General features: G+C 40.1%; 24 protein-coding genes. 12 read left to right on the top strand and 12 right to left on the bottom strand.

Translation table 11 applies throughout. The features are described from left to right. Positions 1–33: 33 nt before the first annotated feature. The 3 genes from BIZ38_RS13350 to BIZ38_RS13340 all read right to left on the bottom strand — a co-directional run bounded on the left by BIZ38_RS13350 (position 34) and on the right by BIZ38_RS13340 (position 3,686). A complete protein-coding gene (locus tag BIZ38_RS13350; RefSeq protein ID WP_187490485.1) occupies positions 34–2,289 on the bottom strand; it encodes an aminotransferase class V-fold PLP-dependent enzyme in 2,256 nt (751 codons plus the stop codon). A gap of 118 nt (positions 2,290–2,407) precedes the next feature. Beyond that, on the bottom strand, positions 2,408–3,475 hold the full coding sequence (locus BIZ38_RS13345) for an AI-2E family transporter (RefSeq protein ID WP_054553734.1): 1,068 nt from the start codon (positions 3,473–3,475) through the stop codon (positions 2,408–2,410). Continuing rightward, on the bottom strand, positions 3,468–3,686 hold the full coding sequence (locus BIZ38_RS13340; RefSeq protein ID WP_054553735.1) for a hypothetical protein: 219 nt from the start codon (positions 3,684–3,686) through the stop codon (positions 3,468–3,470). The genes BIZ38_RS13345 and BIZ38_RS13340 overlap by 8 nt, the downstream gene beginning before the upstream one ends. 155 nt (positions 3,687–3,841) lie before the next feature. Between BIZ38_RS13340 and BIZ38_RS13335 the strand changes: the two genes are divergently transcribed. Genes BIZ38_RS13335 through BIZ38_RS13315 form a run of 5 tightly spaced genes read left to right on the top strand, consistent with a single transcriptional unit; the run spans position 3,842 to position 7,377 of the window. Continuing rightward, entirely contained in the window at positions 3,842–4,507 is a 666-nt protein-coding gene (locus BIZ38_RS13335; protein WP_054553736.1) for a hypothetical protein, read from the top strand. A 1-nt stretch (position 4,508) separates the two neighbouring features. Next, entirely contained in the window at positions 4,509–5,969 is a 1,461-nt protein-coding gene (locus tag BIZ38_RS13330) for a M48 family metalloprotease (RefSeq protein ID WP_187490484.1), read from the top strand. A 54-nt stretch (positions 5,970–6,023) separates the two neighbouring features. Beyond that, positions 6,024–6,371, top strand: coding sequence for an arsenate reductase (glutaredoxin) (arsC, locus tag BIZ38_RS13325; RefSeq protein ID WP_054553738.1), 348 nt, complete (start codon positions 6,024–6,026; stop codon positions 6,369–6,371). Beyond that, the gene (gene wrbA, locus BIZ38_RS13320; protein ID WP_187490483.1) at positions 6,371–6,925 is read left to right on the top strand and encodes an NAD(P)H:quinone oxidoreductase; all 555 of its coding nucleotides are present in this window, start codon (positions 6,371–6,373) and stop codon (positions 6,923–6,925) included. The genes arsC and wrbA overlap by 1 nt, the downstream gene beginning before the upstream one ends. After that, positions 6,922–7,377, top strand: a complete 456-nt coding sequence (locus tag BIZ38_RS13315) for a DUF2069 domain-containing protein (RefSeq protein WP_187490482.1) — start codon at positions 6,922–6,924, stop codon at positions 7,375–7,377. The genes wrbA and BIZ38_RS13315 overlap by 4 nt, the downstream gene beginning before the upstream one ends. A gap of 84 nt (positions 7,378–7,461) precedes the next feature. On the opposite strand, the gene BIZ38_RS13310 is transcribed toward BIZ38_RS13315, so the two are convergent. Both BIZ38_RS13310 and BIZ38_RS13305 read right to left on the bottom strand, forming a co-directional pair. Continuing rightward, positions 7,462–8,799, bottom strand: a complete 1,338-nt coding sequence (locus BIZ38_RS13310; protein WP_138617780.1) for an ankyrin repeat domain-containing protein — start codon at positions 8,797–8,799, stop codon at positions 7,462–7,464. A gap of 300 nt (positions 8,800–9,099) precedes the next feature. Further along, positions 9,100–9,693: a phospholipid-binding protein MlaC gene (locus tag BIZ38_RS13305; protein ID WP_187490481.1), complete on the bottom strand. Its 594-nt coding sequence runs from the start codon at positions 9,691–9,693 to the stop codon at positions 9,100–9,102. Positions 9,694–9,927: 234 nt separating this feature from the next. Between BIZ38_RS13305 and BIZ38_RS13300 the strand changes: the two genes are divergently transcribed. Together BIZ38_RS13300 and BIZ38_RS13295 are read left to right on the top strand one after the other, a co-directional pair. Beyond that, complete coding sequence (locus BIZ38_RS13300; RefSeq protein ID WP_138600009.1) at positions 9,928–10,464, top strand: acyloxyacyl hydrolase; 537 nt, start codon at positions 9,928–9,930, stop codon at positions 10,462–10,464. 39 nt (positions 10,465–10,503) lie between these two features. Beyond that, the gene (locus tag BIZ38_RS13295; protein WP_082389286.1) at positions 10,504–10,650 is read left to right on the top strand and encodes a DUF2897 family protein; all 147 of its coding nucleotides are present in this window, start codon (positions 10,504–10,506) and stop codon (positions 10,648–10,650) included. Between the two features lie 33 nt (positions 10,651–10,683). Here the strand turns inward: BIZ38_RS13295 and BIZ38_RS13290 are convergent, their stop codons facing one another. Next, complete coding sequence (locus BIZ38_RS13290; protein ID WP_138617783.1) at positions 10,684–12,051, bottom strand: YjiH family protein; 1,368 nt, start codon at positions 12,049–12,051, stop codon at positions 10,684–10,686. A 70-nt stretch (positions 12,052–12,121) separates the two neighbouring features. Next, positions 12,122–13,183, bottom strand: a complete 1,062-nt coding sequence (gene bamC / locus BIZ38_RS13285) for an outer membrane protein assembly factor BamC (RefSeq protein WP_187490480.1) — start codon at positions 13,181–13,183, stop codon at positions 12,122–12,124. A gap of 368 nt (positions 13,184–13,551) precedes the next feature. Here bamC and BIZ38_RS13280 point away from each other — a divergent pair, with 368 nt between their 5' ends. Continuing rightward, positions 13,552–14,085: a glycine cleavage system protein R gene (locus BIZ38_RS13280; protein ID WP_138617785.1), complete on the top strand. Its 534-nt coding sequence runs from the start codon at positions 13,552–13,554 to the stop codon at positions 14,083–14,085. A 10-nt stretch (positions 14,086–14,095) separates the two neighbouring features. Continuing rightward, a complete protein-coding gene (gene bcp / locus BIZ38_RS13275; RefSeq protein ID WP_138600011.1) occupies positions 14,096–14,575 on the top strand; it encodes a thioredoxin-dependent thiol peroxidase in 480 nt (159 codons plus the stop codon). A gap of 121 nt (positions 14,576–14,696) precedes the next feature. Here bcp and queE read toward each other — a convergent pair whose 3' ends face one another. Beyond that, positions 14,697–15,362 carry a 7-carboxy-7-deazaguanine synthase QueE gene (gene queE, locus BIZ38_RS13270; protein ID WP_138619883.1) on the bottom strand — a complete coding sequence of 222 codons (666 nt, stop codon included), beginning with the start codon at positions 15,360–15,362 and terminating at the stop codon, positions 14,697–14,699. Positions 15,363–15,483: 121 nt separating this feature from the next. Here queE and queC point away from each other — a divergent pair, with 121 nt between their 5' ends. Then, positions 15,484–16,164: a 7-cyano-7-deazaguanine synthase QueC gene (queC, locus tag BIZ38_RS13265; protein WP_283235031.1), complete on the top strand. Its 681-nt coding sequence runs from the start codon at positions 15,484–15,486 to the stop codon at positions 16,162–16,164. A gap of 26 nt (positions 16,165–16,190) precedes the next feature. On the opposite strand, the gene BIZ38_RS13260 is transcribed toward queC, so the two are convergent. The 4 genes from BIZ38_RS13260 to BIZ38_RS13245 all read right to left on the bottom strand — a co-directional run bounded on the left by BIZ38_RS13260 (position 16,191) and on the right by BIZ38_RS13245 (position 20,779). Continuing rightward, a complete protein-coding gene (locus BIZ38_RS13260) occupies positions 16,191–18,365 on the bottom strand; it encodes an exonuclease domain-containing protein (protein WP_187490479.1) in 2,175 nt (724 codons plus the stop codon). 66 nt (positions 18,366–18,431) lie between these two features. Continuing rightward, a complete protein-coding gene (locus tag BIZ38_RS13255; protein WP_054553751.1) occupies positions 18,432–18,620 on the bottom strand; it encodes a DUF3185 family protein in 189 nt (62 codons plus the stop codon). Between the two features lie 75 nt (positions 18,621–18,695). Further along, positions 18,696–20,105, bottom strand: coding sequence for a sensor histidine kinase (locus BIZ38_RS13250; protein WP_187490478.1), 1,410 nt, complete (start codon positions 20,103–20,105; stop codon positions 18,696–18,698). Next, positions 20,105–20,779 carry a response regulator transcription factor gene (locus tag BIZ38_RS13245; RefSeq protein ID WP_054553753.1) on the bottom strand — a complete coding sequence of 225 codons (675 nt, stop codon included), beginning with the start codon at positions 20,777–20,779 and terminating at the stop codon, positions 20,105–20,107. The genes BIZ38_RS13250 and BIZ38_RS13245 overlap by 1 nt, the downstream gene beginning before the upstream one ends. A 175-nt stretch (positions 20,780–20,954) precedes the next feature. Here BIZ38_RS13245 and BIZ38_RS13240 point away from each other — a divergent pair, with 175 nt between their 5' ends. Next, complete coding sequence (locus tag BIZ38_RS13240) at positions 20,955–22,898, top strand: LTA synthase family protein (protein WP_187490477.1); 1,944 nt, start codon at positions 20,955–20,957, stop codon at positions 22,896–22,898. Positions 22,899–22,913: 15 nt separating this feature from the next. Continuing rightward, the gene (locus tag BIZ38_RS13235) at positions 22,914–24,539 is read left to right on the top strand and encodes a phosphoethanolamine transferase (protein ID WP_262387611.1); all 1,626 of its coding nucleotides are present in this window, start codon (positions 22,914–22,916) and stop codon (positions 24,537–24,539) included. Positions 24,540–24,544: the final 5 nt, after the last annotated feature.

Here is a 24,544-nt window from a genome sequence, read left to right as displayed (position 1 = left end):
GCTTTTTTTAATTAAGCGAATTGGTATTGCTTGTTAAAGCAATGCTAAACCACCATTTAAGTTATAAACATTTTCAAACCCTAACTGCGACAAATTGTTAGCCGCTTGTTTTGAACGATTACCACTTCGGCAAACCAAAATGTAGCTATGCGCTTTATCAAGCTGCCCTTGCACGATGGCGTTTGCCATGCGACTGAGTGGAATGTTAATCACTTTGCTCTCAGCAACAGTGAATAACTCTGCTAAATTATTCGCTCCATGCTCATACGGTTCACGTGTATCAATTAGGTAAGTTGCCTTATCATCTAACATTGATTTCGCATCGGTTGCGACTAGCTGTTTCATCGGCGCACTTTCAAGTGTTTCAACATAGCCACATAGAGAATGACTTACAGTATGCTTTTGCTCATCAGCTTGTTGCTTTAATTCAACAAACTCATCATCTGATACTAGCTCACTTAATAGTTGTGCAAGTAACGGCGTCGTTGCTTTTTGCGCATGCCAATCCATAGCAAAACATTGTTGATAATCATGACCAGAACAAATCACCGTTGAATCTTGTACTACCATAGCAAGCTGCTTTAAAGACTGAGCCATTTTCGCAGCATCGCCACCAGTAATTGCTGTGTTACCTAAGCCACCTGGTAAGATTAAATCACCACAGAAGCAATAGCTGATATCACCGCTTTGCGTATCTGATAATAAATAGCTAACACTATCGTCACTGTGACCTGGTGTTGCTACTTTAGTTAAGCGCGCATCGCTTAATTCGATGGTTGCTGAATCTTTTGGCCAGCCAAGTTCGTCTATCTCATTAGCAACATAACGTTCTGCGAGCTCTTTTGATAATAAACAACGGGCCGATAAACGTTCTTGGTGGTTATGGGTATCGATAATCGCTTTTACTGTTAAACCTTGTGTCGCGACAATTTTCGCCATACGTGGAATAAGCTCAATGATAGGATCAATCACCACAGCGCTTTTATCACTGTCGACATAAAGCCAGCAGCACGCTGCTTGATGGCGAAGTTGTGTTAAGCCAATCGCACAAACTTCGTGTTGCGGCGATGTACTATCAGATACCACTAAGCAGTTTGCTTCTAGAATCGGTTTTAAAGAACGTATTTTGTCGCAAGCAAAATCAATCTCTTGTTGGTTAACAGCTGGGCCAAACGACATACGTATCGCGTTTTCACTTTGCCAATCACTGGCTCCCATCGCGTCTAAAACAAAACTACGATTTGCACCTGAGCTGCATGCCGAGCCGCCACTTACACGGATACCCGCAGCATCAAATAAGTCCATCACTTCTTTACTGGTTAATTCGTTCACCGCAAAGTTCAACGTTGTTGGCACCGAATGCTCAAAACTGTGATTGAACGTAATGCTACCAAAGGTGTCTGTTAATGCAGCTAATAATTGCTCGCGAAAAGCATGTAGCTGCTCAATTGGCTTAAAAGTCTGGTTTTGTTTATCAAGCAATAACGAGAACAACTTATTCAAACCGGCAATGCCCGGTAAATTTTCGGTACCAGATCGCATACCACTTTCTTGGCCGCCGCCAGCAATAAATGGCGTGTATGCACTGCCTTTACGAATATAAAGTACACCAATGCCTTTAGGCGCATACAATTTATGACCAGAGAATGGGGCGTAATCAATGGTTGTTTGGCTTAGCGCCAAGTTGGTTTTGCCTAATGCTTGTACACAGTCAACCATCCAAGCCACATTATTGTTTTCACTACGAATAAATTGCTCAATAGTGGTTAAGTCTTGGAAAACACCGGTTTCGTTGTTTACTGCCATAGTACAAATCATCAGTGCATTCGCAGCATGTTTACGAATAAACTCATGATCTAAAATACCGTTTTTATCTACTGGAATAGCTAATACCTGCGCGTTGATATCAAGTACACTGTTCCAATGTTTTAGCGTATTTGGCACCGCTTTATGCTCTGTTGCCCCATAAAGTAATACCGGATTCTCGATTTGATGATTTTTTGCAGCAATAAGCGTTGAAACAACCGCCGTTTGAATACCTTCTGTTGCACCCGAGGTAAATAAAATATCGCCGTCGGTAGCGCCAATGACTTCACGTGCTTTGTTACGTGTTTGTTCTAATAAGTGTTTTGCTTGAATACCCGTAATATGAGAGCTTGATGGATTACCAAAACAGACTTGCATCGTGTGCGAAACCACATCGGCAATTTCAGGAAGTACAGGAGTCGTTGCATTCGCATCTAAATAAATTTGCTGATTAGCATCGTCAGGAAGGTAAAAATTTGCCATGAAAAACGCACCATATTACTAAAAGGTATATCTTATAACCTATTTTACATTTTTCACGGCTAAATTATAATAATCAATTAGTCAGTAAAGTGCGTTTTCTATACTTTTTAAGACTAAGCTAATTTTCTATTAGCTCAACCTGCTTAGAAGACCAGGCATTGATAAGCGCTTTTACTAAAGAAGCCAGCGGTATTGCGAAAAACACGCCCCAAAAGCCCCATAAACCACCAAAAAACAATACCGCAACGATGATAAACACAGGGTTTAAATCTACCGCTTCAGAGAACAATAACGGCACTAACACATTGCCATCAAGTGCTTGGATCACGCCATAGATGATTAAAATAGTCCAAAATTGTGTTTCTAAACCAAACTGGAATAACGCCACTGCAGCGACAGGAATGGTCACCAATGCCGCCCCTACAAATGGAATAAGCACAGACAAGCCAACTAATACGCCGAGTAAAGCCGCATAGCGAAGGTCAAGCACTGCAAAAGCGATAAAAGATGCAGTACCAACAATTAAAATTTCAAATACCTTACCGCGAATATAATTCATGATTTGCTGATTCATTTCTTGCCAAACTTGAATGATCAAGCGACGTTGCTTAGGCAATAAACGCTCAGCACTTTGCGTGAGCTCTAATTTATCTTTAAGCATAAAGAACACTAAGAGCGGCACTAAAATAAGATAAATCAGCCAAGCTGCAACGTCTTTTATCGAAGTTAATGACACCGATAGCACCAACTGACCAAACTCAATAGCTTTGGTCTCAACACTGGTAACAATTGATTTAACCTGATCTTCAGTAATCAAACTTGGGTAATCTTCAGGAAGATGTAACAGCAGTGCTTTACCTTTTTCGATCATATAAGGCGTTTCTTGAACTAGATTGCTGGTTTGCTGCCAAAGCACAGGCCCCATGCCGACAATAATCATAATCATCAAGCCACTGAATACCAGCATAACTAGAATCGTTGCGGTAAACCGTTTCAAACCCAGCTTTTCTAAGTGAGCAACAGGCCAATCTAGTAAATAGGCAATTACCAAGGCAACTAAGACAGGCACGATTAACGAACCAAAAAAGTAGAAAAATGCAAAGGTTGCAATAAGCAATAACAACAAGGTTACTGAATGGGGATCAGAAAATTTATTTTCGTACCAGGCTTTTACATACTCAAACACGAATGGGCTCCACTGTTAGCACACCTAATTCTAGGTCAATTTTAAAATGGTAATGATGTTTTTCTAAAAATCGCTGCATATCGTCCGTTGCCTCAGCAGCATTAAATGTAAAAGTCACGGCTTGTTGAGCCGATACTGCCTTATTCAACCCTAATTTAAACTGAATAAATTGTTGAGGGCACTTATAGTCCCTTAAATCAACCGTTAACATAGCGAATCAACTGCGTTATTAATATGAATAATAAGTATAAGATGTAGGCACCTTGCTAAAATAAGTCTTTATAATGAGAAACAACTCATTTTTTTCTTAAAACACGCAAAACAATAGTTTATCCTTATTCAATAACTGGTAGTAAAGGAAACCTGATGCCTGGCTCGCATAATAAAGCGCAATTACCTGCGAATCCAACTCTTAAAGAGATAAACTGGTATAAAAAACAAATAAACTGGGGCGAGCTGCCGCCTTTTTATCATATGGTCGCATCATCGGTTAGCGAATCTGAAGGGATTTTAGACCACGGTTTTGATAATGCCGTTAAACAATTAATTGACCCACGCAACTGGAACCTTGATTTATTAGGTGGCCATGAAACCGACATGGGCGAAATTGTCTGTGAGCAAAAACCGCGCATTGCTTTGCATCAAAGCTTTACGGACCGAGGTTTCGAATTATGGGCCTACCCTTATGCAAAAGATGTGACGGTGGACCAATACATCAAAGACAACCGCTTTATGGAATTTAAGGTGTGGGATCCGCACACCATGAAAAACCTTATTCGTTTTAACCAGCTTCATAAATTCATCGCTTTTTACTTTGAAAGAGGTGACAAAGCTGACAAAGCCTTAATTCTGCATGCTCATAAAGTAGCGCATAAAATCATAACTTTTTTACAACGGGAGTTGAACGTTGTTAAGCTAGATGGAGTCACAATAAAAGATTTCTATCAATTGTGCGAAAAAGACAGCCGAGCATGCAGCGACGAAATAGATTTAGCAAAAGTCATGTTAGGTGAGCAAATCAACAAGGAATAAGATGCGACTAAAATTAGCCTTTATTACACTGTGTAGTGCATTACTGACATTTTCGATATTGCACAGTGAGCCGTTGAAGGCACAAACTAACTTTAAGCTGCCCGATTTAGGGACCTCGGCATTACAAGCCTTACCGATTGAAAAAGAACAAGCAATCGGTGAAGTGATGATGATGCAAATTCGTGGCTCATCACCCGTTGTCAATGACCCTGTTCTTGATGAGTATCTGACCACCTTGGGCCGCCGTTTAGTCGCAAACGCCAACGATGTTCGTTTTCCATTTTCTTTTTTCTGGGTTAATAACCCTGAAATCAACGCTTTTGCGTTCTATGGTGGTCATGTAGGTGTGCATACAGGGCTCATGGCACAAGCCGATAACGAAAGTCAATTTGCCTCAGTACTTGGGCACGAAATTGCCCACGTAACACAGCGCCATTTAGCGCGTCGTATTCAACAACAGCAAGATAACAGCGCGTTAACCATCGCTGGTATGATTGCTGGTATTTTAGCTACCGTTGTTGCACCTGATGCTGGTATTGCAATTATCTCAGCAAACCAGACACAAGCGGCGTTTAGTCAATTAACTCATAGTCGTGCTGCTGAACAAGAGGCAGACCGAATTGGCATGCAGACCTTAAATAATGCTGGGTTTGATCCTCGCCAATCGAGTGAATTTTTAACTAAACTTGCTGCACAAATTCGCTACAAATATAAGCCGCCCGCATTTTTGCTGACTCACCCATTGCCAGAAAGCCGTGTCTCTGATGTGCGCTTACGTGCCGAGCAGTATCCAAAAAGGCACTACTCCGATAGCCTAGAGTTTAACTTAGCTAAGAGCCGTGTTATTGCTCGTTATCAGCAGAAGTCAAAAGCCGCGGAAGATTTATTTCGTAAATTAATGCGTGAAAATACCGTTCATAACGACACTGCACTTAAATATGGTTTGGGTATTAGCTTGTTGGATCAAAAAAAGCTTGATGAAGCAGCCAGCATTTTGAACCCATTACTAGAGCAAGATCCAAAGAACTTATTTTATATAGACACACACACCGACTTACTCATTGCGCAAGGTAAAGCGAATGAAGCGGTGGAATTTTTAGCTAAATTAGATATCGATAGACCTAACAATCAGGTAATTGCCTTAAACTATGCAAATGCTGCGATGGAAGCAAAACAATTTGACCTTGCTGAACGTATTTTAAAATCTTACTTGTTAGCAAAACCTGAGAACAACCTTGCCAAAGAGCTGATTGCTGATGTCTACAAAAAGCAAGAGAATATGGCTTCTTATCATGAAGCGCATGCCAATGTACTGGCCCAGTATGGTGCTTATTTAAAGGCAGCTGATGAAATTCAAAAAGCACTAAACTTTGTTGAGCCTGAAGAATTAGTTAAGCAACAACGTTTAAAAGCCCTACTCACGCAATACCGTCAATTACAAAAAGAGCTTGCGAGACTTTAAGTCTCGCAGCGCTTGCCCTAAAATAAGCCAAATTATTAAATGTGAGAACACACCATGTCTGTGACTATTTATCATAATCCACGTTGTTCAAAATCGCGTGAAACACTTGCCCTATTAGAGAACAATAACGTACAACCAAGTGTTGTTGAATACCTAAAAACACCACTTAATGAGCAGCAAATTGCGACCTTAATTAGCCAATTGGGCTTTACTTCAGCGCGTGAATTAATGCGTACTAAAGAAGATATCTACAAAGAGCTTGAGCTTAAAAACGAGCAAAACGAAGACAAATTAATTGCTGCAATGGCTGCCAATCCAAAGCTAATCGAGCGCCCAATTGTTGAAAATAACGGCAAAGCTGCTCTAGGTCGTCCACCAGAAAACGTATTAAGCGTACTTTAATGACTACAAACATTGTTGTGCTATACCACTCAAGCCATGGCTCTGTAGAAGCAATGGCACATGAGATAGCCGAGTCGATTGAGCAACAAGGAACAACTGCTTTATTGCGCACGTTTATAAAGCGTCAGCCACACGATATTGTGATCAGCAAAGATGATCTAATTAATTGTGATGGCTTGGCCTTTGGCACCCCTACTCGATTTGGCATGATGGCCTCACAAGCAAAAAGCTTTTGGGAAACCACCAGTGATCTATGGCTTAAAGGTCAGCTAATAGATAAACCTGCTTGTGTATTTTCGTCATCGAGCAGTATGCACGGTGGTAACGAAGCTACCTTGTTGAATCTATCACTGCCGTTGTTACATCACGGTATGATGTTACTCGGTGTGCCTTATGAGGTACCTGAATTATTAGCAACAGAAACTGGTGGTACGCCATACGGTGCGACTCATGTGGCCGGTAGCAATAACAGCAATGTGTTAAGTAAAGACGAAATTAAAATTTGCCAAAGTGTTGGAAAACGCTTGGCACTGATTACGAGTAAATTACAATGAGCTTGGAACCAAAGCTAAATCAGCCTGTTGCCAAAAAGCCAATTACTAAACGATTCCAACGTTTTGCACTGATTGGTTATATCGGCTTATTAATTTTAATGCCAGTTTGGTTGTTTTTAATTGCCCCAAGAGAAGGCCACAGTAACGGCTTTATCTTTGTTATTTATATACTCCCTCTTCTATTACCACTAAAAGGGATTATTCAAGATAAGCCTTATACCTACGCGTGGGCAAACTTTATCGTGATGTTCTATTTTATCCATGGTTTTACATTACTATGGGTCGCACAAGAACAGCTGATTTGGGTATTACTTGAGTTAATCTTTGCCAGTCTGATGTTTATTGGTTGCACTTATTATGCTCGCCATCGCGGGCAAGAGCTTGGCCTTAAGATACGTAAATTAAAAGAAGAGCTGGCCGAAGAAAAAGCGGCACATGAGCACGATAAATAAGCACTTTCGTTTAGCTTAAGTAAAACAAAAAACGGCAACCAAGGTTGCCGTTTTTTTATGTCACTTTATTTAGTTTTTATGCGTTCACACCAACTCTGCTAAGGTGGCTAGCGCGACAATACTTGCTAGACCCACTTGGCCAATTAAGCTAAATAGTGAAAAAAGTCTTAAAATAAACAGCCCCCATGGATGACGAATATGCGGGTATAGCGCACAGCGTTTTAAACTTGTAGCAAAGAAAAAGCATAAGATAGAAACTAATGTAAAGCCCAGCGTTAACTCACTTTTAATAGCAATGCTATCGTCAAAAAAGAAGAACAACTGCACAGGTAGTAACACAGTTACAATCGCGTGGAGTAAGTGCACTTTTTTAACGCGATCAAACTGCCCTTCTGGCGAAAGCTCTTTAATGCCAAAGTCATGTTCAAGGCACTTCACTAAGTTATCTGCTTTAATGCTTACAGCTAATCGGTAGCAACTTAGACCATCGTTGTTACGAACTCTAAAGTCATAGCCCGCTTTTAAAAGCAACACCAGTAAAGGTCCATTCTCGGCTAATACAGCGTAATGTAATGCAGTATTCCCTTTATTGTCTTGGGCTTTTTTATCTTGATGTTCAAGTATTGTCTCAACCACATTCACATAGCCTTTTTCGGTTGCCCACATAAAGGCTGTTTTACCGTTTTCGTCTGCTAATGCACCTGTTGCGCCTTGCTCAATAAAACGCTTTGCCATGGTTTGTTTAGCATTTTCGTGGCTCAAGTGGGCAAGTAAAGCTTGTTCAAGTAACGATGCTGAGTCAACATCAGGTGATACAAGTTTTAGTAAAGTGAAGTAATCTTCACCGTGAGCAACTTTTTCAGCTGCAAGCGCCGTTAATGATTCAAGATCAGCCACTGAATCAGGGATAAAACCACTAAAACGCTCTCTAAAGTCAACTTCGGTCCACAGCTCTAATACATCGTCCGCAGACATTTTTGCACCGTGATTAAGCACATGTTCTATCACAGTAAAATAGCGACGATTAAATAACTGGTGAATCAAAGTTATAGGTGTTTTAACAGCCGATTGAGCAAATGCGCTAGCGTATTTCTCTAAGCGCTGGCATAACATTAAAACAAGACTCTCAGGGGTGTAGTCGTTTTCTAAAAAGTGCGCTTTCATAGCATTAATGTAATGCAGCGCAGCTTCATCAAATTCAGAGATGTGTTGGAAATAACACTCTTCAAACGGTTCAAGAGGAGTCAACCATGTAAGATAGTAAATAGGCGGAAGAACCGTCGTACACACACCGTCATCTTCATTAGTAGAACGACATGCCGGCCAAGCTTCTAAAGCGTCTAAAATATAAGCCCCGTTTTGCTCAGCTAATCCTTTGATCAGTAACGGGTATTCCTTTGGCCAAATCAGTACATTTTCCATTAAAAAAACACAACTCCGCTGCACATTATTCGATGTCTAATTAAGCACTTAGTTATAGCAAAATTTAACTGACAGTTTGCTTAATATTGTCATCAATAACACAGTATCTGACAGATACTCTGGTAAACAAGAAAAGTAGTATGATTCTACCACAGAGGGTTACAGGTGCTAGCGCAAAGTAGGTGATTTTTAAAGAAAATAGAAAAGCAGCGGCACATGGACGGTACTCACTGCTTGGTTGGAGACTGAAAGTAACTAAAAAGCCCGATGAGGTGAAGGTAATCGCGCTTTTTAGCTGACTTACTTACTTGCTAATTCGTGTGTCACTTCATCAATGCCAACTTGGCTAATGCGCTGCAGCACTTCTTTTTGCTTTGCGCTTAACAGTGAGATACCTTCAGCAACGATATCGTATACTTTCCATTGCTTATCTTTGCCTTGACGTAATTTAAAGTGCAAATCAATGGCTGGCGCATTGTCATCAACAATTTGTGTCTTAACAGTTGCATAATCATCGTCGATGAGTTGTGATTGATCAAAAATTACTTTTTGGCCTGTGTATTTCATTAGCGCGCCGGCATAAGTCACTGTTAAGTAATGCTCAACCGCAGCAATAAAATCAACGGCTTGTTCACGGCGCAGCCCTTTAATGTGCTTACCTAAAAGCTTATACGATACAAACTTAATATCCATGTGCGGCAATAAGCGTTTTTCTACAATATTCGCCATTGCTTCTGAGCTTGCATCGCCTTTCGCATTTACATTTGCGATATCAACAAATAAATCTGCTGTGACTGATTCTAATAGTTGCTTAGGCGAGCGGTCTTCACTGGCAAAAGCAGATGCAGCAAAAAATGCTGCAATTAATAAAAATGAGTTAATTAGTTTGGTCATCGTATTCACCTCTCAACGAAAATTTTCGCTAATATACCGATATTAAATCCGTAAAAAAAGAAACAATCTGACACCGTTTTAATGCCAATTAAGCACCAATCGATTTTTTCCATAGTTTTCAGCTAATTGCTAAGAAATATGAGAATGTGCACAGCTTCTGTGTTTTTTTGCACATTGAAAAGCCCCTAACACCGCCTTATTTACTTGCTCATCGACATAATGAGAAGTACCGAAATGAAATTTAAAAAGCCGTTAAAAGCACTTATTTTGAGTGCAGCTGCTCTTTTAGCAGCACCAAGTTATTCAGCTTCAAATCATGGTTATGCCATTGATTACATTCAAGGTGAAGGTGATGTAAAAGGTCTAAAACTGGCCTATCAGTACCATGTACCCAATGAAAAGTTGCCCTTACAACACGCCCGTTTGTACTTCGAATCTAGTTTTAATATTTGGCAGTATGGCAAAGACAACAAACATCAAACTAATATCGTGTTAGCTATGTCTCCGGTGATCCAATACCCTGTGTTTAATGTGAAAAACATGCCTGTTTATGTGGAGTTTGGAATTGGCGTTTCACTGTTGGACGACACCCGTTTTGCAGGCAAAAACGTTAGTACTCACTATCAGTTTGAAGATAGATTGGGTCTAGTTGCGGATTTAGGTGACGACTCAAGCTTAGCACTTAGATATTTACATTACTCAAATGCGGGTTTCAAGAGCCCTAACCCTGGCCTTGATTTTATTTCACTGTCTTATGCAAGACGATTTTAAGTGCTACTATATCGCTGTGTATATCGGCAGGATTTCAAGATGGAAACTTGGCAAATTATAGCCATTGTTGTTGCTGTGTTTGGTGTAGTAATTGGTAACCTTATGTTGCTAAAACATGCAGCAAAAATGGACTTCAAAGTGCCTAAAAGCGATGATAATGAAGATAAAAAAAGCCCTGATGAATAATCAGGGCTTTTCTATTTAATGCTTTAGCTAAGATTAAACTAACCAATGCGCCATTAAGACAATCACCGGTAATGTCACTAAAGTTCTTAAAATAAAGATGAAGAACAATTCGATAATATTAACCGGAATTTTACTACCTAAAAGCAGTGCTCCCACTTCCGACATATAAATCAATTGCGTCACACTCATTGCTGCGATAATAAACCGTGTTACATCACTTTCAATACTACCCGCTGCAAGAATTGACGGAATAAACATATCAGCAAATCCAACCATAATTGTTTGTGCTGCGGCCTCAGCTTCAGGTACTTGTAATAGCTCTAAAAATGGCACAAACGGCTTGCCCATATATTCAAAAATTGGCGTATATTCAGCAATAATCAAGGCAAATGTGCCCACAGCCATAACGACAGGTAACACAGCGAATACCATATCAAAGGCGTTATGTAGACCTTCTTTCACTGTACCAGCAAAACCCGGTGCAGTGCGTGCTTTGGCAAGCGCCACATCAAGTGAATGAGAGACTAATGTTTTACCTTCAGGCACTGATTCTGCGTCTTTATCTGGCTCTGAGCCATCAAAATATAGGTCTTTTTTGAAGCGTAATGGTGGTAAGCGAGGCACAATTAATGCCGCAACAAAACCCGCCAAACACACTGTTAAATAAAACGGTGCAAACAAGTGTTCAAGCTTTACTTGGCCAATAACAACTAAACAAAAGGTGATTGATACTGCAGAGAAAGTAGTACCAATAATGGCAGCTTCGCGTTGTGTATAATGTTTATCTTCATACTGACGAGCGGTCATCAAAATACCCACACTACCATCACCTAACCAAGATGCTACACAGTTAACCGCACTGCGACCTGGCACACCAAAAAGTGGACGCATCACTTTAGTTAATAAGGTACCGACTAGCTCTAACAAGCCGAAGTTTAATAATAACGGTAATAGTAAGCCCGCTAAAACAAACACAGAAAACAACACAGGCAACAAGTCGTTTAAAACCAGTGCACCGGTATTACCGGAAATAATCATTTCAGGCCCTTGTTTTGTGTAGGTCAAAACGATAAAAACCATACCCAGTAATCGAACACTCAGCCAAAGCCAACTAACATCAAATAAATGTTTAATTAAAAAGAACTTAAGTAATGGCTGCGGTTTAAACAACTTTATCACTAAAGATAAAATACCGGTAATGCAAACAATGCTCGTAATTAAACCAAGCGCGAAAGGAGCTATCCACGCCTGCACAGCTTTTGCCATAACAGCAATCGGAATGGTCATTGCCTCACCTATGGGTACCGGCGTCATAAACAAGAAGACACCTATAAGTGAGGGAACGAAAAAGGTAAACAAGGTTCGCAAGTCACTGCGATGGGCTGTGTTTAAGTTAGACATATTTTCAACCTGTAAAAACCACAAAAGAGCGGCTAAGCTCTTTTTGTGGTGGTTTTAACTATTATAATTATTAAATATTAATACCGCGCTGACGCAGTGCATTCTCTAATGCTTGCTGGAGATCATTCATTGTTCCTGGCTCAAGAATTGTGCCTGCAGAATCCATCCACGTTAAGCTTGTGCCACCTTCTTTAGTGCGACTAACAAGAATTTGATATTGGCCATCTTCAATTGGCAGCTCAGCTAACTCTTCACCCCAAATTGAGTCCCATACACTTGATTCTGGCTTTTTATAATCAGCCGTGATCAAGCCACGATCTTGGTCAATTTCTACAATAGTGAAAGATAAGCGCTCTAAGAAACCTGAAAAACGCTCAAACACAGCAAAGTAGTCCTGCTCAGTCACTAAAGCTGCATTCCCTTTGTCATCAAACCCCATCTCTAACGAGATAACACCTTGCTTTTTGCGCATTTCAACTTCAAGTTGACGATAGCGATAATCAAATTCAGCGACAACTTGGTTTAACGCACGCACTTCTAGCTGTTGCTGTAAAAGCGGTGTAAGTGGTTGACTATCACTTTTATAATCTACTAACTTAGCATTTAATGACGCAGTACGTTGGTGCGATTTTTCTTCAATAGTAAATAAGAAACGTTGTTGTGATACTTCGGTTTCGCTTTCCCAAAACCAACCATCTTCTGGTTTTATAATTGTGTACCAATCTGTTTCAACACTTCCTAAAAGCTTATCTTCTTTTATTGCAGAAGTATTTTTTTCGTTCAACACGGCGTGGATCGAGTCCCAAATAAACTCGTCTAAATCAACAATACCGTCGTTTTTATCAAAATAAACACGCGCATCTTTGTCACCCTCTTCTACCCAACTACCTTGAGCAATGGTAATAACCTGTGCTGGCGGACGGTAGTTTTTCGCTTCAGGGTTATTGTCGTATTGCGCAACGTCCATTTTATATGTCGGATCTTGAGCCGGTTGCGCTAAACCTTCAGGTGCTTTGACTGGTTGATTAGCACGATAATTGCGTTTGTGGTGCGCTTCGTCGGTAAATACACCGCACCCAGTTAAACTTACCATTACGCTTACAGCAAGCGCCTTTGAGATCCAATACTGCACAGATATTTCTCCTTAGCAAACCCTTAATTCTTTTAACAAATATATGAGTGGGTAATACCGATTTGGTTCACTGTAAAATCACTTTTAACTTTACATTTCTTGTTTTTATGCAAAAAACCCGAATAGATTGGGCTAGCGTAACGTGTTTGAATGCTTATCGCCTTGCAAAATTTTAACTATGGTACTTTCTGATGCCCCTAAAAACAAGAAAGAGCGCACTTTATTCACGGCTTAATTAATCGTCGCTATCGTTAACTAAGCAAATTATGTTAAACTTCGCCGCCGTGCGGTATTAAACTCACGTGAAATTAAAGCTTAATCAAGCTTATATCCATTGGTATTGTTAATTACTAGGTATTTAAAATTCCATGACTGCTTTTACAAATCATCAGATAGTACTCACTGCGATTGGCGAAGATAGACCCGGTATCGTCAGCGAATTAACTCAGTTAGTGAGTGATTGCCATTGCAATATAATTGACAGTCGCATTGCTATTTTGGGCAACGAGTTCACCTTTATCATGCTACTAGCAGGTGATATGTCGGCAATTAGCCGCATTGAACATACTTTGCCAACTAAAGGAATGGAACTAGGCCTTTTAACCATGATGAAACGCACTGCAAGTCATGTTGCATGTGAATTTTGTGCCGGTTACACCCTCGAATACACAGGTATTGATACACCAGGAACATTAAGTAAAGTTACGCGCTTTTTTGCTGATAACAACATCAGCATTTGTTCTCTTAAATCGGACACTTATGATGAAGATAACGAGCTTAAAATGCGCTGTGAACTTGAGTTTAATATTCCTGTTGAAGTCGATATTGATAACTTTAAAGTGAGCTTTGAAGATCTTTCTCGTAGTTTGAACGTAGATTATATTTTCAGACGCATTCGCTAAGGAGCAAAGCATGAAAACAATTAATCCATTACAAGCAGGCGACACAGCCCCAGCTTTTAGTTTACAAAATCAAAATGACGAAACTATCGTACTCGCTGATCTTTTAAAAGAGCAGCAAGTACTGGTTTATTTCTACCCTAAAGCATCAACACCAGGTTGCACTGTGCAAGCAGAAAACTTACGTAATGAAAAAGCTGAGCTAGCTAAATTAAATACACGTGTTGTAGGTATCAGCCCTGATCCAATCAAGCGTTTAAAGAATTTTGAAACCAAAAAAGAGCTTAACTTTGATTTATTAGCCGACGAAGATCACGCGATTGCTGATGCCTTTGGTATTTGGGGTTACAAGAAGTTTATGGGTAAAGAATACGAAGGAATTCATCGTATTAGCTTCCTTGTAGGCCAAGACGGTAAAATCAAACATGTGTTTGATAAGTTCAAAACCAAAGACCATCATCAGGTGGTGTTGGACTATTTAGCGCAGAATTGATAGTTACAAGAACATAGTATAAAAGCGTTGCCATGGTGCAACGCTTTTTTGTTTTTAACTGGAAATATTAAACCCCGTGTCTACTTTATCGGGGTCAGATCAGACGGCTAACGGCTAAACCCTAGCTAATTCCTAAATACTTATGTACTTGAACCGATAAACGCCAGTTCTTTGCAATACAAGTTTCAATAGCAAGTTTAGTTGCTGAGATCTTTTGGCTAATTGGTTGTAGATACACTAAACGTGGATTCACACCTGTTTTTAAGAATAAGTCTTCGAGCTCTTCCACATGCTTTTGCATTGCCACTGGGTGTTTAATCTCATCAGCGCGCTGCATTGCACTGCGTAATACTTTATAGCCACCACGCATATTAATTTTTGGTGATACAGTCACCCATGTCTGCTCAGGGACTAAAATTTCAAATGTACCGCTGGTTTCAATTTGAGTCGAATAGCCATTTGCATGTAATAATTCACACACTGGATTTAAGTCGTACATGCAAGGCTCACCACCGGTGATCACCACATGTTTTGCGTTGTAGCCACGTTCTTTAAATAGCGCTAACACTTGCTCTGCTGTTGCTTCTGCCCAATGATCTGAGTCTGCTTTTTTCTCAACGGTGTCATCAAGTGACACTTTATACACATTATCAACGTCCCATGTTTGTTTTGTATCACACCAAGCACAACCCACAGGGCAGCCTTGTAAACGTAAAAAGATTGAAGGTGTACCCGTAAAACTCGCTTCACCTTGAATTGTTTCAAACACTTCGTTAATTTTGTACAAAAGACATCTCACTTACGACGCAACGGTATAAAATACATACCATCAAAAAACCAAAAACACGCGCAAAAATTGTTATTTAGGCCCGAGCCGTGTAGTATATCGCGCCCTGAAGTAAACCTCTATCAAAAGTAAGAGCAAAACAGATATGACGCAAAAAGTAGTTGTGATTTATTCCGGCGGTATGGACTCATTTACCGTATTAAATAAAGCCCTGCAACAAGGCCACGAAGTGTATGCCCTGTCTTTCGACTACGGCCAGCGTCATGTTAAAGAGCTTAAAGTAGCTGCTCAAGTATGTGAAAAGTTAGGTGTTTCTCACAAGATTGTTGATATTTCAGCGATCAACCAATTGATTGGTGGCTCATCACTAACTGATGATATCGAAGTACCAGAAGGTCACTACGAAGAAGAAAGCATGAAGAGCACAATTGTGCCTAACCGCAATATGATTTTACTCTCACTGGCTGTGGGTTATGCGGTGTCTTTAAAGGCTAGTAAAGTTTATTACGGTGCCCACTCAGGCGATCATGCAATTTATCCAGACTGTCGCCCTGAGTTCGTACAAAAAATGGATGATGTTTGCCGTATTGCCAACTACGACGCTGTTGAAATTTTCAGCCCATACTTAAACAATACCAAAATCGACATTTTGACAGACGGTTTAAAAATGGGTCTTGACTACAGCCAAACGTGGACCTGTTACAACGGCCGCGACAAGGCCTGTGGTAAATGTGGTGCTTGCCAAGAGCGCTTAGAAGCCTTTGCATTAAACAAGGTTACCGACCCTATCGAATACGAATAACGACATAGCTAAGTGAAAAGGCGAGTTTAACTCGCCTTTTTTGATTGTGTTTGTTGAATCAGATTTAACAACTCTGCTGTGGCAGTTGCATCAGCTAACGCTCTATGGTGATTCGTTAAATTCAATTCAAAATGTGCCGCTAAGTTACCAAGCGAATATGACTTAAGCTTTGGAAATGCCTTTCGTGATTCAACTACAGTACATAGCTTTGGCATTTTAAAGCCTTGCCCAAGTGCACCATATTCTTTGCGAATAAAGCCGAAGTCAAAATTCACATTATGAGCAACAAATACACTGCCTTTTAATAGTGAGCGCAGTGTATCGGCAATCTCTTCAAAGCGTGGCGCATCACGAACCATAGCAGCGTTTATCCCCGTTAACTTGGTGATAAAAGCAGGAATACTGCGCTCAGGATTGATTAAACTCGCCCATTGATTGATTACTTCACCCGCTTGTAACTGCACAACCGCTATTTCGGTAATTTTATTATTACCTTGTACGCCGCCGGTGGTTTCTATATCCACCACACTGTAAATACGATTCGGATCATTAAACCAATTTACCGCAACGATATTTACTGCAAAGCCTTGTTGTTTTAACACCTCAATACTGACAAGTTGGTTGCGTCTTAATTTGTCGCCAGGGGCTTTCACTTCTTCAAAGGTGAGTGTATCCCCCTTTAACACCATCAAGTCTGGGTAGCCATCTTTGAGCTGCTTAAAGGTTTTTGTCATTTGTAGTAAATGCGCTTTTAAATTTGCAAGCGGGCTGTGTTTTATTAATACCTCTAGCGGCTCTAACATGTCGCTGTGCCACACAAACACGCTATTGGGGGCTTCATAAAACTGCCCTACGTTTTTGCAAACATATTTATATAAGGCTTCATTACTAGTGAATTTGGCAAGCTTTTGCTCAATTTGTGTTTGTTGCACTGTGTAAAAACAATCAGCCAGCAACACCTTTGGATAAAGATCAAATTCATTACACGGCGGGTGCGGAGTCTCTATAAAGAGCTCTTGCCAAAACGTTAAGGTAAAGAAGCTCAACCAAAGATTATTCTCGGTAAAAAAAACCGTATTACCCAGCTGTTGATAATGCTCACACACTCCTTGCTCTACATCGCCACGGTAAATATCATCAACCTCTAATTGATGCTCTGTATCAATGAGCATTTGTGTTAGGCGTGAGCGTTGTTGCTTATTATATTTACGCTGTAAAAAGTCCTCTGCAAAATATAAAATGCCATCATCAAGCGGGTCTTGAATAACTTGCTCAAGCTTTTGTTCAACCCAATTTTTATCACCTTGTTTGTAACGCTGACGAATTGCCAGCTCTTGCGCTTCACTACTGCCTTCACAGTGCTCAAGTAATTCAAATGCAAATGCTAAGTCATGCTCTTTAAGCTGCTTATACAAACGGATCAATAACTTGTTTTTGATACTCTGGGCTAATTCATCTTCACAGCTAATGGCTAAAAGCGCTTGGGCTAAATTTTGATACTGTGATTCTGAGTCACTTTCTTTGAACTGCATTCGCAGCTTATTTAATTGATAATGCGTTTGTGCTTCGGCTAGCGTTTGAAAACGAGAGATGCTCTCACTCACATCAGCTCGCACTTTTGCAATCCCTAAATCACGCATCACAAAACGATTTTGATGATTGATATCGCCGCCACTTAGTCGGCCGCTATGTAAAAACTCAAAGTATTCATAATACTGGCAACGGCTATTGACCACGAACTGACTAAACAACGCCTCTAATTCACTGTGGTTGCGATCAATATGCTCTTTACACAGTTGGGTCAAGCGCTGTTTACTGGCTGACTTTTTGTAATCAGGTTTAGTCGCCATTAACTCATCATTTGCTAATAAGGTTAACAGGGTTGGCTTGGTTAAATGCTCAAGCAATAGATCTAATTCGTCACTACTAGGATGTGCCACCAGCCCTTGCTGTTTTAGCTTAAAAATAGCACCGTGCAGGTTGGGGATCTCTTCATAATTTAAAGATGACAACGCAACGATTTTTGGCTTTCGAGAATATATACGTAGCAAAGTACATAAGCTTTGCTCATCAAGCTGAAGGAGTTTTTCAAGAAATAACTGCTGCTCTGCTAGAAGCAGATGCTTGCACTGAGATTGAATAAATTCAGCAAGCTCAAAGAAGTGACTTAAATAATATTTTGCTGGTAATTGTGTTTTCATAGCCAAACCCGACACTGTATATAAACACAGTATCAGGTATTAGCTAATTGATTTCAATGTTTGCGGTTATTTAACTTTTAAAATACCCACAATTGCGCAAATTGCGCCCCCGACCATACCGAGCCAAGCTTCAATTGGTGTATCACCACTAAAAGTACGGCTAATTTGCGCACTTGCAGAATCATAAACGTTATATCCCCATACGGCTAGCGCCACACCAATAACGATTAAAGCAATACCTATAATTTTTCCCATCGTGTTGTTCCTTATTGTTATTAATTTCTTTTTGATAACCTCAGTGTTGCACACATATTAAACGCCTGCAAAGCCTTAAGAAATAATCAAACTAAAGGTTATGTTTTGCCCACTTAACGACACCTGAAGTGCAGCATCAATTGCTTTACTTAACGATTTGGCAATAGATAAGCCTAACCCAAAGTTATCATTAGAGGTTCTGGCACTGTCTTTTTGCCAGAGTGGATCAAATAACTGGCTCAAATCATCTTCTGTTAATGGGACTTTTAATTCATTTGTAACAGAGAGATACAACTTATCATCTTTACTAAATAGCGTGCTTACAATCACGATGCTCTCATCGGGGCTGTATTGTTTCGCGTTATTTACAAGATTGGTGATAATTGATTCAAGGGCAAATAAGTTACTGACAACGGCGGGAATATCATCTTGAAACTCAAACTTAACCCGCTCTAAATCACACTTTTCTAAGGTGCGCAAAATAACCTGATTTAAATCACATGCATCTTGCTTTGGGAGTGCTTCATCACTGTACTTATGCAGTAGTAATAAGTTCGACACAATACTCTTTAAGCGCTGGCTAATTTTTAGCACTTCGGGTTTAAAGTCTTCCTCAAGCTCTTTTTCATTTGGGAAACGAATGGCCACTTCAGCCATATTTATAAGCTCAGCAATCGGCGTTTTTAACTCATGAGCAATATCTGAGGTTAAGCGTTTTTCTCGAAAATAAAGCTGGCGGTTTTCTTGGATAAAAGCATTTAAGCTATCAACAATGGGTTGCAACTCTTTGACAGGTTCTTCTATCGCGATTACAGCATTTTTATCAGCAATACTCAGCTGGCTAATATCCCGGTTTAGTTTATTCAGCGGCGCTAGAGAACTGTCGACTGATTTACGCACAAATAGACGAATGAATACAATTACCGACACAGTAGAAACAACAAAAATAACGTCGATTAGCCATAAAACAAAATCAACTTCTTCTGATGAAGCTGCATAAGCTAACGTGATGGGTTGTTGCAAAGAGGTGTTAACACCTTCAGTGAGGTCTTCATCATCATCTAGGTCTAAAGGCGGTATAAAGCGAGTATAAATAACTCGACCATTTCGACCATCAGGTAACTCGATATTGATGATTTTTGTCTCGCCCAGTTTAATTTTTTCTAAAGGTAAGCTCTTTTGTGAGAAAAGATCCAAACTTTCTGAACGCGCGAACACGCCAGACTGCGACCAAAGTTGAAAATACTCAGTTTCTGTATTTCCAGAAAACTCAGGCATAAACAGCCCTGAAAAATCAAAATCAATTCCTTCTTCGTCAATATCAATCAATGACATAAGCATACCGGCTTTGGATTTCATGCCACGATTAAATTCGTTATCAATCCAACTATCAACGGCGATATCAGTAGCAACTAAAATACTTAGTACCAGTCCAGTTATAGTAATCGATAATGTGGTTACTAACCTACTGCGAATTGACTTCATTATTTTCCTTGAATGATATAACCAAAACCACGCTTAGTTTGAATAGGTAGTTCACTACCTGCTGCCCTCACCTTTTTACGCGCTGAGGATAAATGCGCTTCAATAGAGTTCTTTGAAACTAGATCATATTGCCCTGCAATATAAGTACTTAACTTTTCAGCAGTGATCACTTTATTTTGGTTACTAAATAAACACTCGACTATTTTATATTCGTTGGGGGTTAAATCGATTACAGTCTCATCAACTTGCAAGAGTTTTAATTGTAAATTTAAAGCCAAGTTATCAATATAGATCACATCGCTAATTGTTTTCAGGCCGCCTCGACGCATTAAATTTAATAACCTTGCGTGCAGCTCATCAAACGAAAATGGCTTGGTCAGGTAATCATCGGCCCCGGTGAGTAACCCTTTCACTCTGTCTTCTGGTTCTTGCTTGGCAGATAAAATTAGCACACGCACATCAAGCTGTTTTGCTCTTATGGTTTGTAATAACGTAATACCATCAATACTGGGTAACATAATATCGAGTATGATTAATTCGTACTCACCTGTCATTGCCATACTCAAACCTTCAGCACCATCGCCGGTTTCATCAATAGTAAAACCTAGGTTCTCAAGGCCAATTCGTAGACTACGTCTTAATGACACCGAGTCTTCTATAATCAACAATTTCATAAGTTACTCATTTAGGCAAAAACCGCTTTAGCGTCATCAGGTTACGCTTTTAATCTTAAGGTTCACTTAAGATTTACTGAAGTTTTTCTAGTTTAGAAAATATTAAGATTACCATCAGGGTTTCTTAAGTTTCGACTCCTAGTATTGCCGTAGTTTCGATTAAGTAAGTACGACTATGACAGCAAAACTCTCTGTTTTAAAACCTTTGTTCCGTTTTTCATTAATTTTAATGTCAGTTTTTATACTGTCGAGAATAGCCTTGCTTGTATGGCAACACCAAAGGTTAGCTGATGGCGATAGCCTAGCCGTTTTATTTGGCGGCTTAAGAGTCGACTTAAGTAGTTTAGGCTACTTGTCAGCCTTGGCTGTTTTGATATTACTCGCTGATCTGCTTGTGCGCAGCAAAACCGCTTTTTTTCAGCATGTTTTTACTCTTTATAGCAGCATAGTTGTGACTTTAATCGTGGTTGTTGAGGCTTCGACCCCCGCGTTTATTACCCAATACGATGTACGACCAAATCGTTTATTTGTTGAATACCTAGACTACCCTCAAGAAGTCTTTTCTATGCTATTACATGGCCACCTGTTTGCCATGATAAGCACTTTAATTATTGCAACGCTTAGCTGTGTGTTTGCGTATCGTTATATTAATGCTGCATTTAGCAAACAGCAAAATGCTAAAACGGTTAGCCAAGTGGTGATACTCTTTACGACTTTATTAGTTTGCTTAATTAGCGCAAGAGGCACTGTAAGCCATCGCCCGTTAAACCCTGCATTAGTGTACTTTTCAAGTGACTCACTGGTTAACTCCTTAGCCCTTAATTCAACTTACAGTGTCGCATTTGCTATTAAGAATATGGGCAATGAAAAAAATGCCAGTAGTTTATACGGTACTATGCCACGTGATGAGATTTTACAAACAGTAAAGCAAGCAGCCTATAAACAGCAGTTTATCACTGGAACTATTCCTACTCTTGCCAACAACACACCTTTTAACACAGGCAAACAAAAGAATTTAGTGATTATTTTAGAAGAAAGCTTAGGCGCACGCTTTGTTGGCGAACTAGGTGGCATTGGAGTGACCCCTGAACTAGATAAGCTTTATCAACAAGGCTGGGGGTTTGATAACTTATATGCCACTGGCACACGCTCAGTGCGCGGTATCGAAGCGGTAACAACTGGGTTTACCCCATCACCTTCGCGCTCGGTGGTCAAACTTTCTAAATCTCAGCGTAACTTTTTCTCACTTGCTGATGTATTAAGCCGCACCGGCTATACCACCCAGTTTATTTACGGCGGTGAAAGCCATTTCGATAATATGAAAAGCTTTTTCTTAGGCAATGGCTTTAGCGATATTGTCGATATTAATGACATGCAAAGCCCAGAGTTTATTTCTTCATGGGGAGCAAGCGACGAAGACTTGTTTAATCAAGCTGATATAGAGCTAAGTGAGCTAAATAAATCAGGCAAACCATTTTTCAGCCTTGTGTTTACGTCAAGTAACCACGACCCATTCGATATTCCAGAAGATAAAGTAACACTGCCTGAAGGCCACGACCCAGAAAACTACAAACGCGATCTAGCAATCAAATATGCTGACTATGCACTCGGTAAATTCATCGCAAAAGCAAAAACGCAAGATTACTGGCAAGACACGGTATTTTTAGTGGTTGCTGATCATGATGTGCGCGTGTTTGGTTCAGAGCCTGTGCCGCTTAAATCTTTCCATATCCCTGCTGTGATCTTAAATAGTGAAATGGATGCAAAGCGCGATACTCGCTTAGTCAGCCAAATTGATTTACCTGTTACTTTGTTGTCGTTATTAGGCGTTGAGCAAGCAACCCCTATGCTTGGTTATGATTTAACGAAACAATACCCTGTAGAGCGCGCCATGATGCAGTACTACGACAACTTTGCTTACGTAGAAAATGGTGAGGCCGTGATCCTGATGCCAAACCAAAAAGTGAGCTATTGGCGCTATGACCCTACAAGTAAAACCCAAGTTGCCATCGATAACACAGGTAGCAGCGTTGGGCTTGCCAAAAAAGCCTTAGCGCACGTCTTATTTAGCAATTTAGCTTATACCGAACAGTTGTATCGCTTACCAAATAAATCGTAGCGATGAGGAATGATTATGAGCATGCAAATTAAACAACTCTTTACTCAAAAATGGCACGTTAGCTACAGCCAATTTGTCTGGTTGGTGTCGTTGTACTTGGTGATTGCATTTAATGGCCTGTTTTTATTTAACACGCTTGAAGCAGCCAGCAAACCTGAACATGTCAATTGGTTATTTATAGCAAGCGTACCGTTTTTCTTATTAGCACTGACGGCAATGGTGTTAAGTTGGTTATCGTTAATCACCTTCGTAAAACCTGTGCTTTTAACAAGCATCGTGGTTTCATCATTGTTGTTTTATGCAACCTTAAATTACGGTGTTATCTTTGATAAAAGCATGCTGCAAAATATCTTAGAGACAAATACAGGCGAAGCATTTTCATATCTTAATGTACAAGTTATCGCTTTTATTACTGTGCTAGGCGTACTGCCTGCTTACTTGTTTTCTCGCTTTAAAATTATCGGAAACTTTCGTATTCGTCTTAAAAGCTTTGCATTTCTTAACGTTACAGCGTTTATTGCTGTAGCTGTTATTGCCGTTCCTTTTTATAAAGATTACGCCTCTGTAGGGCGTAATAATCGCCAATTAACCAGCTACATTACCCCTTTTGCATTTTATACTGCGGGCTATAAGTACCTACGCGATAATTATTTTTACCCACCTTTACCATTTAAAGTCTTAGATAAAACACCGCACCTATTAGCTAAGCAACAAAGTTCACTGACGATTATGGTGGTAGGTGAAACAGCCCGTGCAGCAAATTTCTCACTGCAAGGTTACGACAAGCCAACTAATCAATATACCCCTAAACTTGGCGTTAAATATTTCAGTGATGTAAGTTCATGTGGCACCGCAACGGCCATTTCAGTAACTTGCATGTTCTCGCGCTTAGACCACAATCACTATGATTCGCGCATCGCGCAAAGCCAAGAAAATGCCCTAGATATCATTCAACGAAGTGGTGTCGAAGTAACGTGGATTGATAACAATAGCAGCTGTAAAGGGGTTTGCGCACGAGTAAACTCACAAACGGTAGAACCCACAAAGAGCAATCCACTTTGTGACGGACGCTATTGTTTTGATGAAGTATTGGTTGAAGCATTAGCTGCAAAGCTTGCCAAAAGTAGTGCAAAGCACCAACTAATAGTGTTACATATGATAGGTTCACACGGGCCAACCTACTATCGCCGCTATCCAGAAAAATACACTAAATTTTTGCCGGACTGCCCACGTAGCGATATTCAAAATTGTAGCACTGAGCAACTGACAAACACGTATGACAATACCATTGCTTATACCGACCTAGTGCTGAGTAAGCTTATTAAATTACTGCAAAACAGTCCGGCGGATGATAAAGCCCTGCTGTATGTTTCTGATCATGGTGAATCACTGGGTGAAAAAGGCTTGTACTTACATGGCTTCCCATATGCATTAGCGCCTAAAGAGCAAACCCATGTGCCTATGCTATTTTGGAGTAATAAACTGGCCGATACCCGCTTTAATCAATGTATCGAACAGCAGCGTAACCATGCTTTTTCGCACGATAACATTTTTGACACCCTACTTGGCTTAACTCATATACAAAGCACTGAATATCGCCCAGAGCAAGATATTTTTAATGCTTGCTCAACACAAAGCTAACGAAA

Source organism: Pseudoalteromonas sp. BZK2 (assembly GCF_014349195.1).
GTDB lineage: Bacteria > Pseudomonadota > Gammaproteobacteria > Enterobacterales > Alteromonadaceae > Pseudoalteromonas > Pseudoalteromonas simplex.
Note: the sequence above shows the minus strand (reverse complement) of the source record. Positions and strands in the feature narration are given on the sequence as shown.

What these genes read in the sequence shown, in the direction of transcription:
- BIZ38_RS13350 (WP_187490485.1), bottom strand. Translation starts at nt 2,289, where the DNA reads ATGGCAAATTTTTACCTTCCTGACGATGCTAATCAGCAAATTTATTTA.
- BIZ38_RS13340 (WP_054553735.1), bottom strand. Translation starts at nt 3,686, where the DNA reads ATGTTAACGGTTGATTTAAGGGACTATAAGTGCCCTCAACAATTTATT.
- BIZ38_RS13335 (WP_054553736.1), top strand. Translation starts at nt 3,842, where the DNA reads ATGCCTGGCTCGCATAATAAAGCGCAATTACCTGCGAATCCAACTCTT.
- BIZ38_RS13330 (WP_187490484.1), top strand. Translation starts at nt 4,509, where the DNA reads ATGCGACTAAAATTAGCCTTTATTACACTGTGTAGTGCATTACTGACA.
- arsC (WP_054553738.1), top strand. Translation starts at nt 6,024, where the DNA reads ATGTCTGTGACTATTTATCATAATCCACGTTGTTCAAAATCGCGTGAA.
- wrbA (WP_187490483.1), top strand. Translation starts at nt 6,371, where the DNA reads ATGACTACAAACATTGTTGTGCTATACCACTCAAGCCATGGCTCTGTA.
- BIZ38_RS13315 (WP_187490482.1), top strand. Translation starts at nt 6,922, where the DNA reads ATGAGCTTGGAACCAAAGCTAAATCAGCCTGTTGCCAAAAAGCCAATT.
- BIZ38_RS13310 (WP_138617780.1), bottom strand. Translation starts at nt 8,799, where the DNA reads ATGGAAAATGTACTGATTTGGCCAAAGGAATACCCGTTACTGATCAAA.
- BIZ38_RS13305 (WP_187490481.1), bottom strand. Translation starts at nt 9,693, where the DNA reads ATGACCAAACTAATTAACTCATTTTTATTAATTGCAGCATTTTTTGCT.
- BIZ38_RS13300 (WP_138600009.1), top strand. Translation starts at nt 9,928, where the DNA reads ATGAAATTTAAAAAGCCGTTAAAAGCACTTATTTTGAGTGCAGCTGCT.
- BIZ38_RS13295 (WP_082389286.1), top strand. Translation starts at nt 10,504, where the DNA reads ATGGAAACTTGGCAAATTATAGCCATTGTTGTTGCTGTGTTTGGTGTA.
- BIZ38_RS13290 (WP_138617783.1), bottom strand. Translation starts at nt 12,051, where the DNA reads ATGTCTAACTTAAACACAGCCCATCGCAGTGACTTGCGAACCTTGTTT.
- BIZ38_RS13280 (WP_138617785.1), top strand. Translation starts at nt 13,552, where the DNA reads ATGACTGCTTTTACAAATCATCAGATAGTACTCACTGCGATTGGCGAA.
- bcp (WP_138600011.1), top strand. Translation starts at nt 14,096, where the DNA reads ATGAAAACAATTAATCCATTACAAGCAGGCGACACAGCCCCAGCTTTT.
- BIZ38_RS13260 (WP_187490479.1), bottom strand. Translation starts at nt 18,365, where the DNA reads ATGAAAACACAATTACCAGCAAAATATTATTTAAGTCACTTCTTTGAG.
- BIZ38_RS13255 (WP_054553751.1), bottom strand. Translation starts at nt 18,620, where the DNA reads ATGGGAAAAATTATAGGTATTGCTTTAATCGTTATTGGTGTGGCGCTA.
- BIZ38_RS13250 (WP_187490478.1), bottom strand. Translation starts at nt 20,105, where the DNA reads ATGAAGTCAATTCGCAGTAGGTTAGTAACCACATTATCGATTACTATA.
- BIZ38_RS13245 (WP_054553753.1), bottom strand. Translation starts at nt 20,779, where the DNA reads ATGAAATTGTTGATTATAGAAGACTCGGTGTCATTAAGACGTAGTCTA.
- BIZ38_RS13240 (WP_187490477.1), top strand. Translation starts at nt 20,955, where the DNA reads ATGACAGCAAAACTCTCTGTTTTAAAACCTTTGTTCCGTTTTTCATTA.
- BIZ38_RS13235 (WP_262387611.1), top strand. Translation starts at nt 22,914, where the DNA reads ATGAGCATGCAAATTAAACAACTCTTTACTCAAAAATGGCACGTTAGC.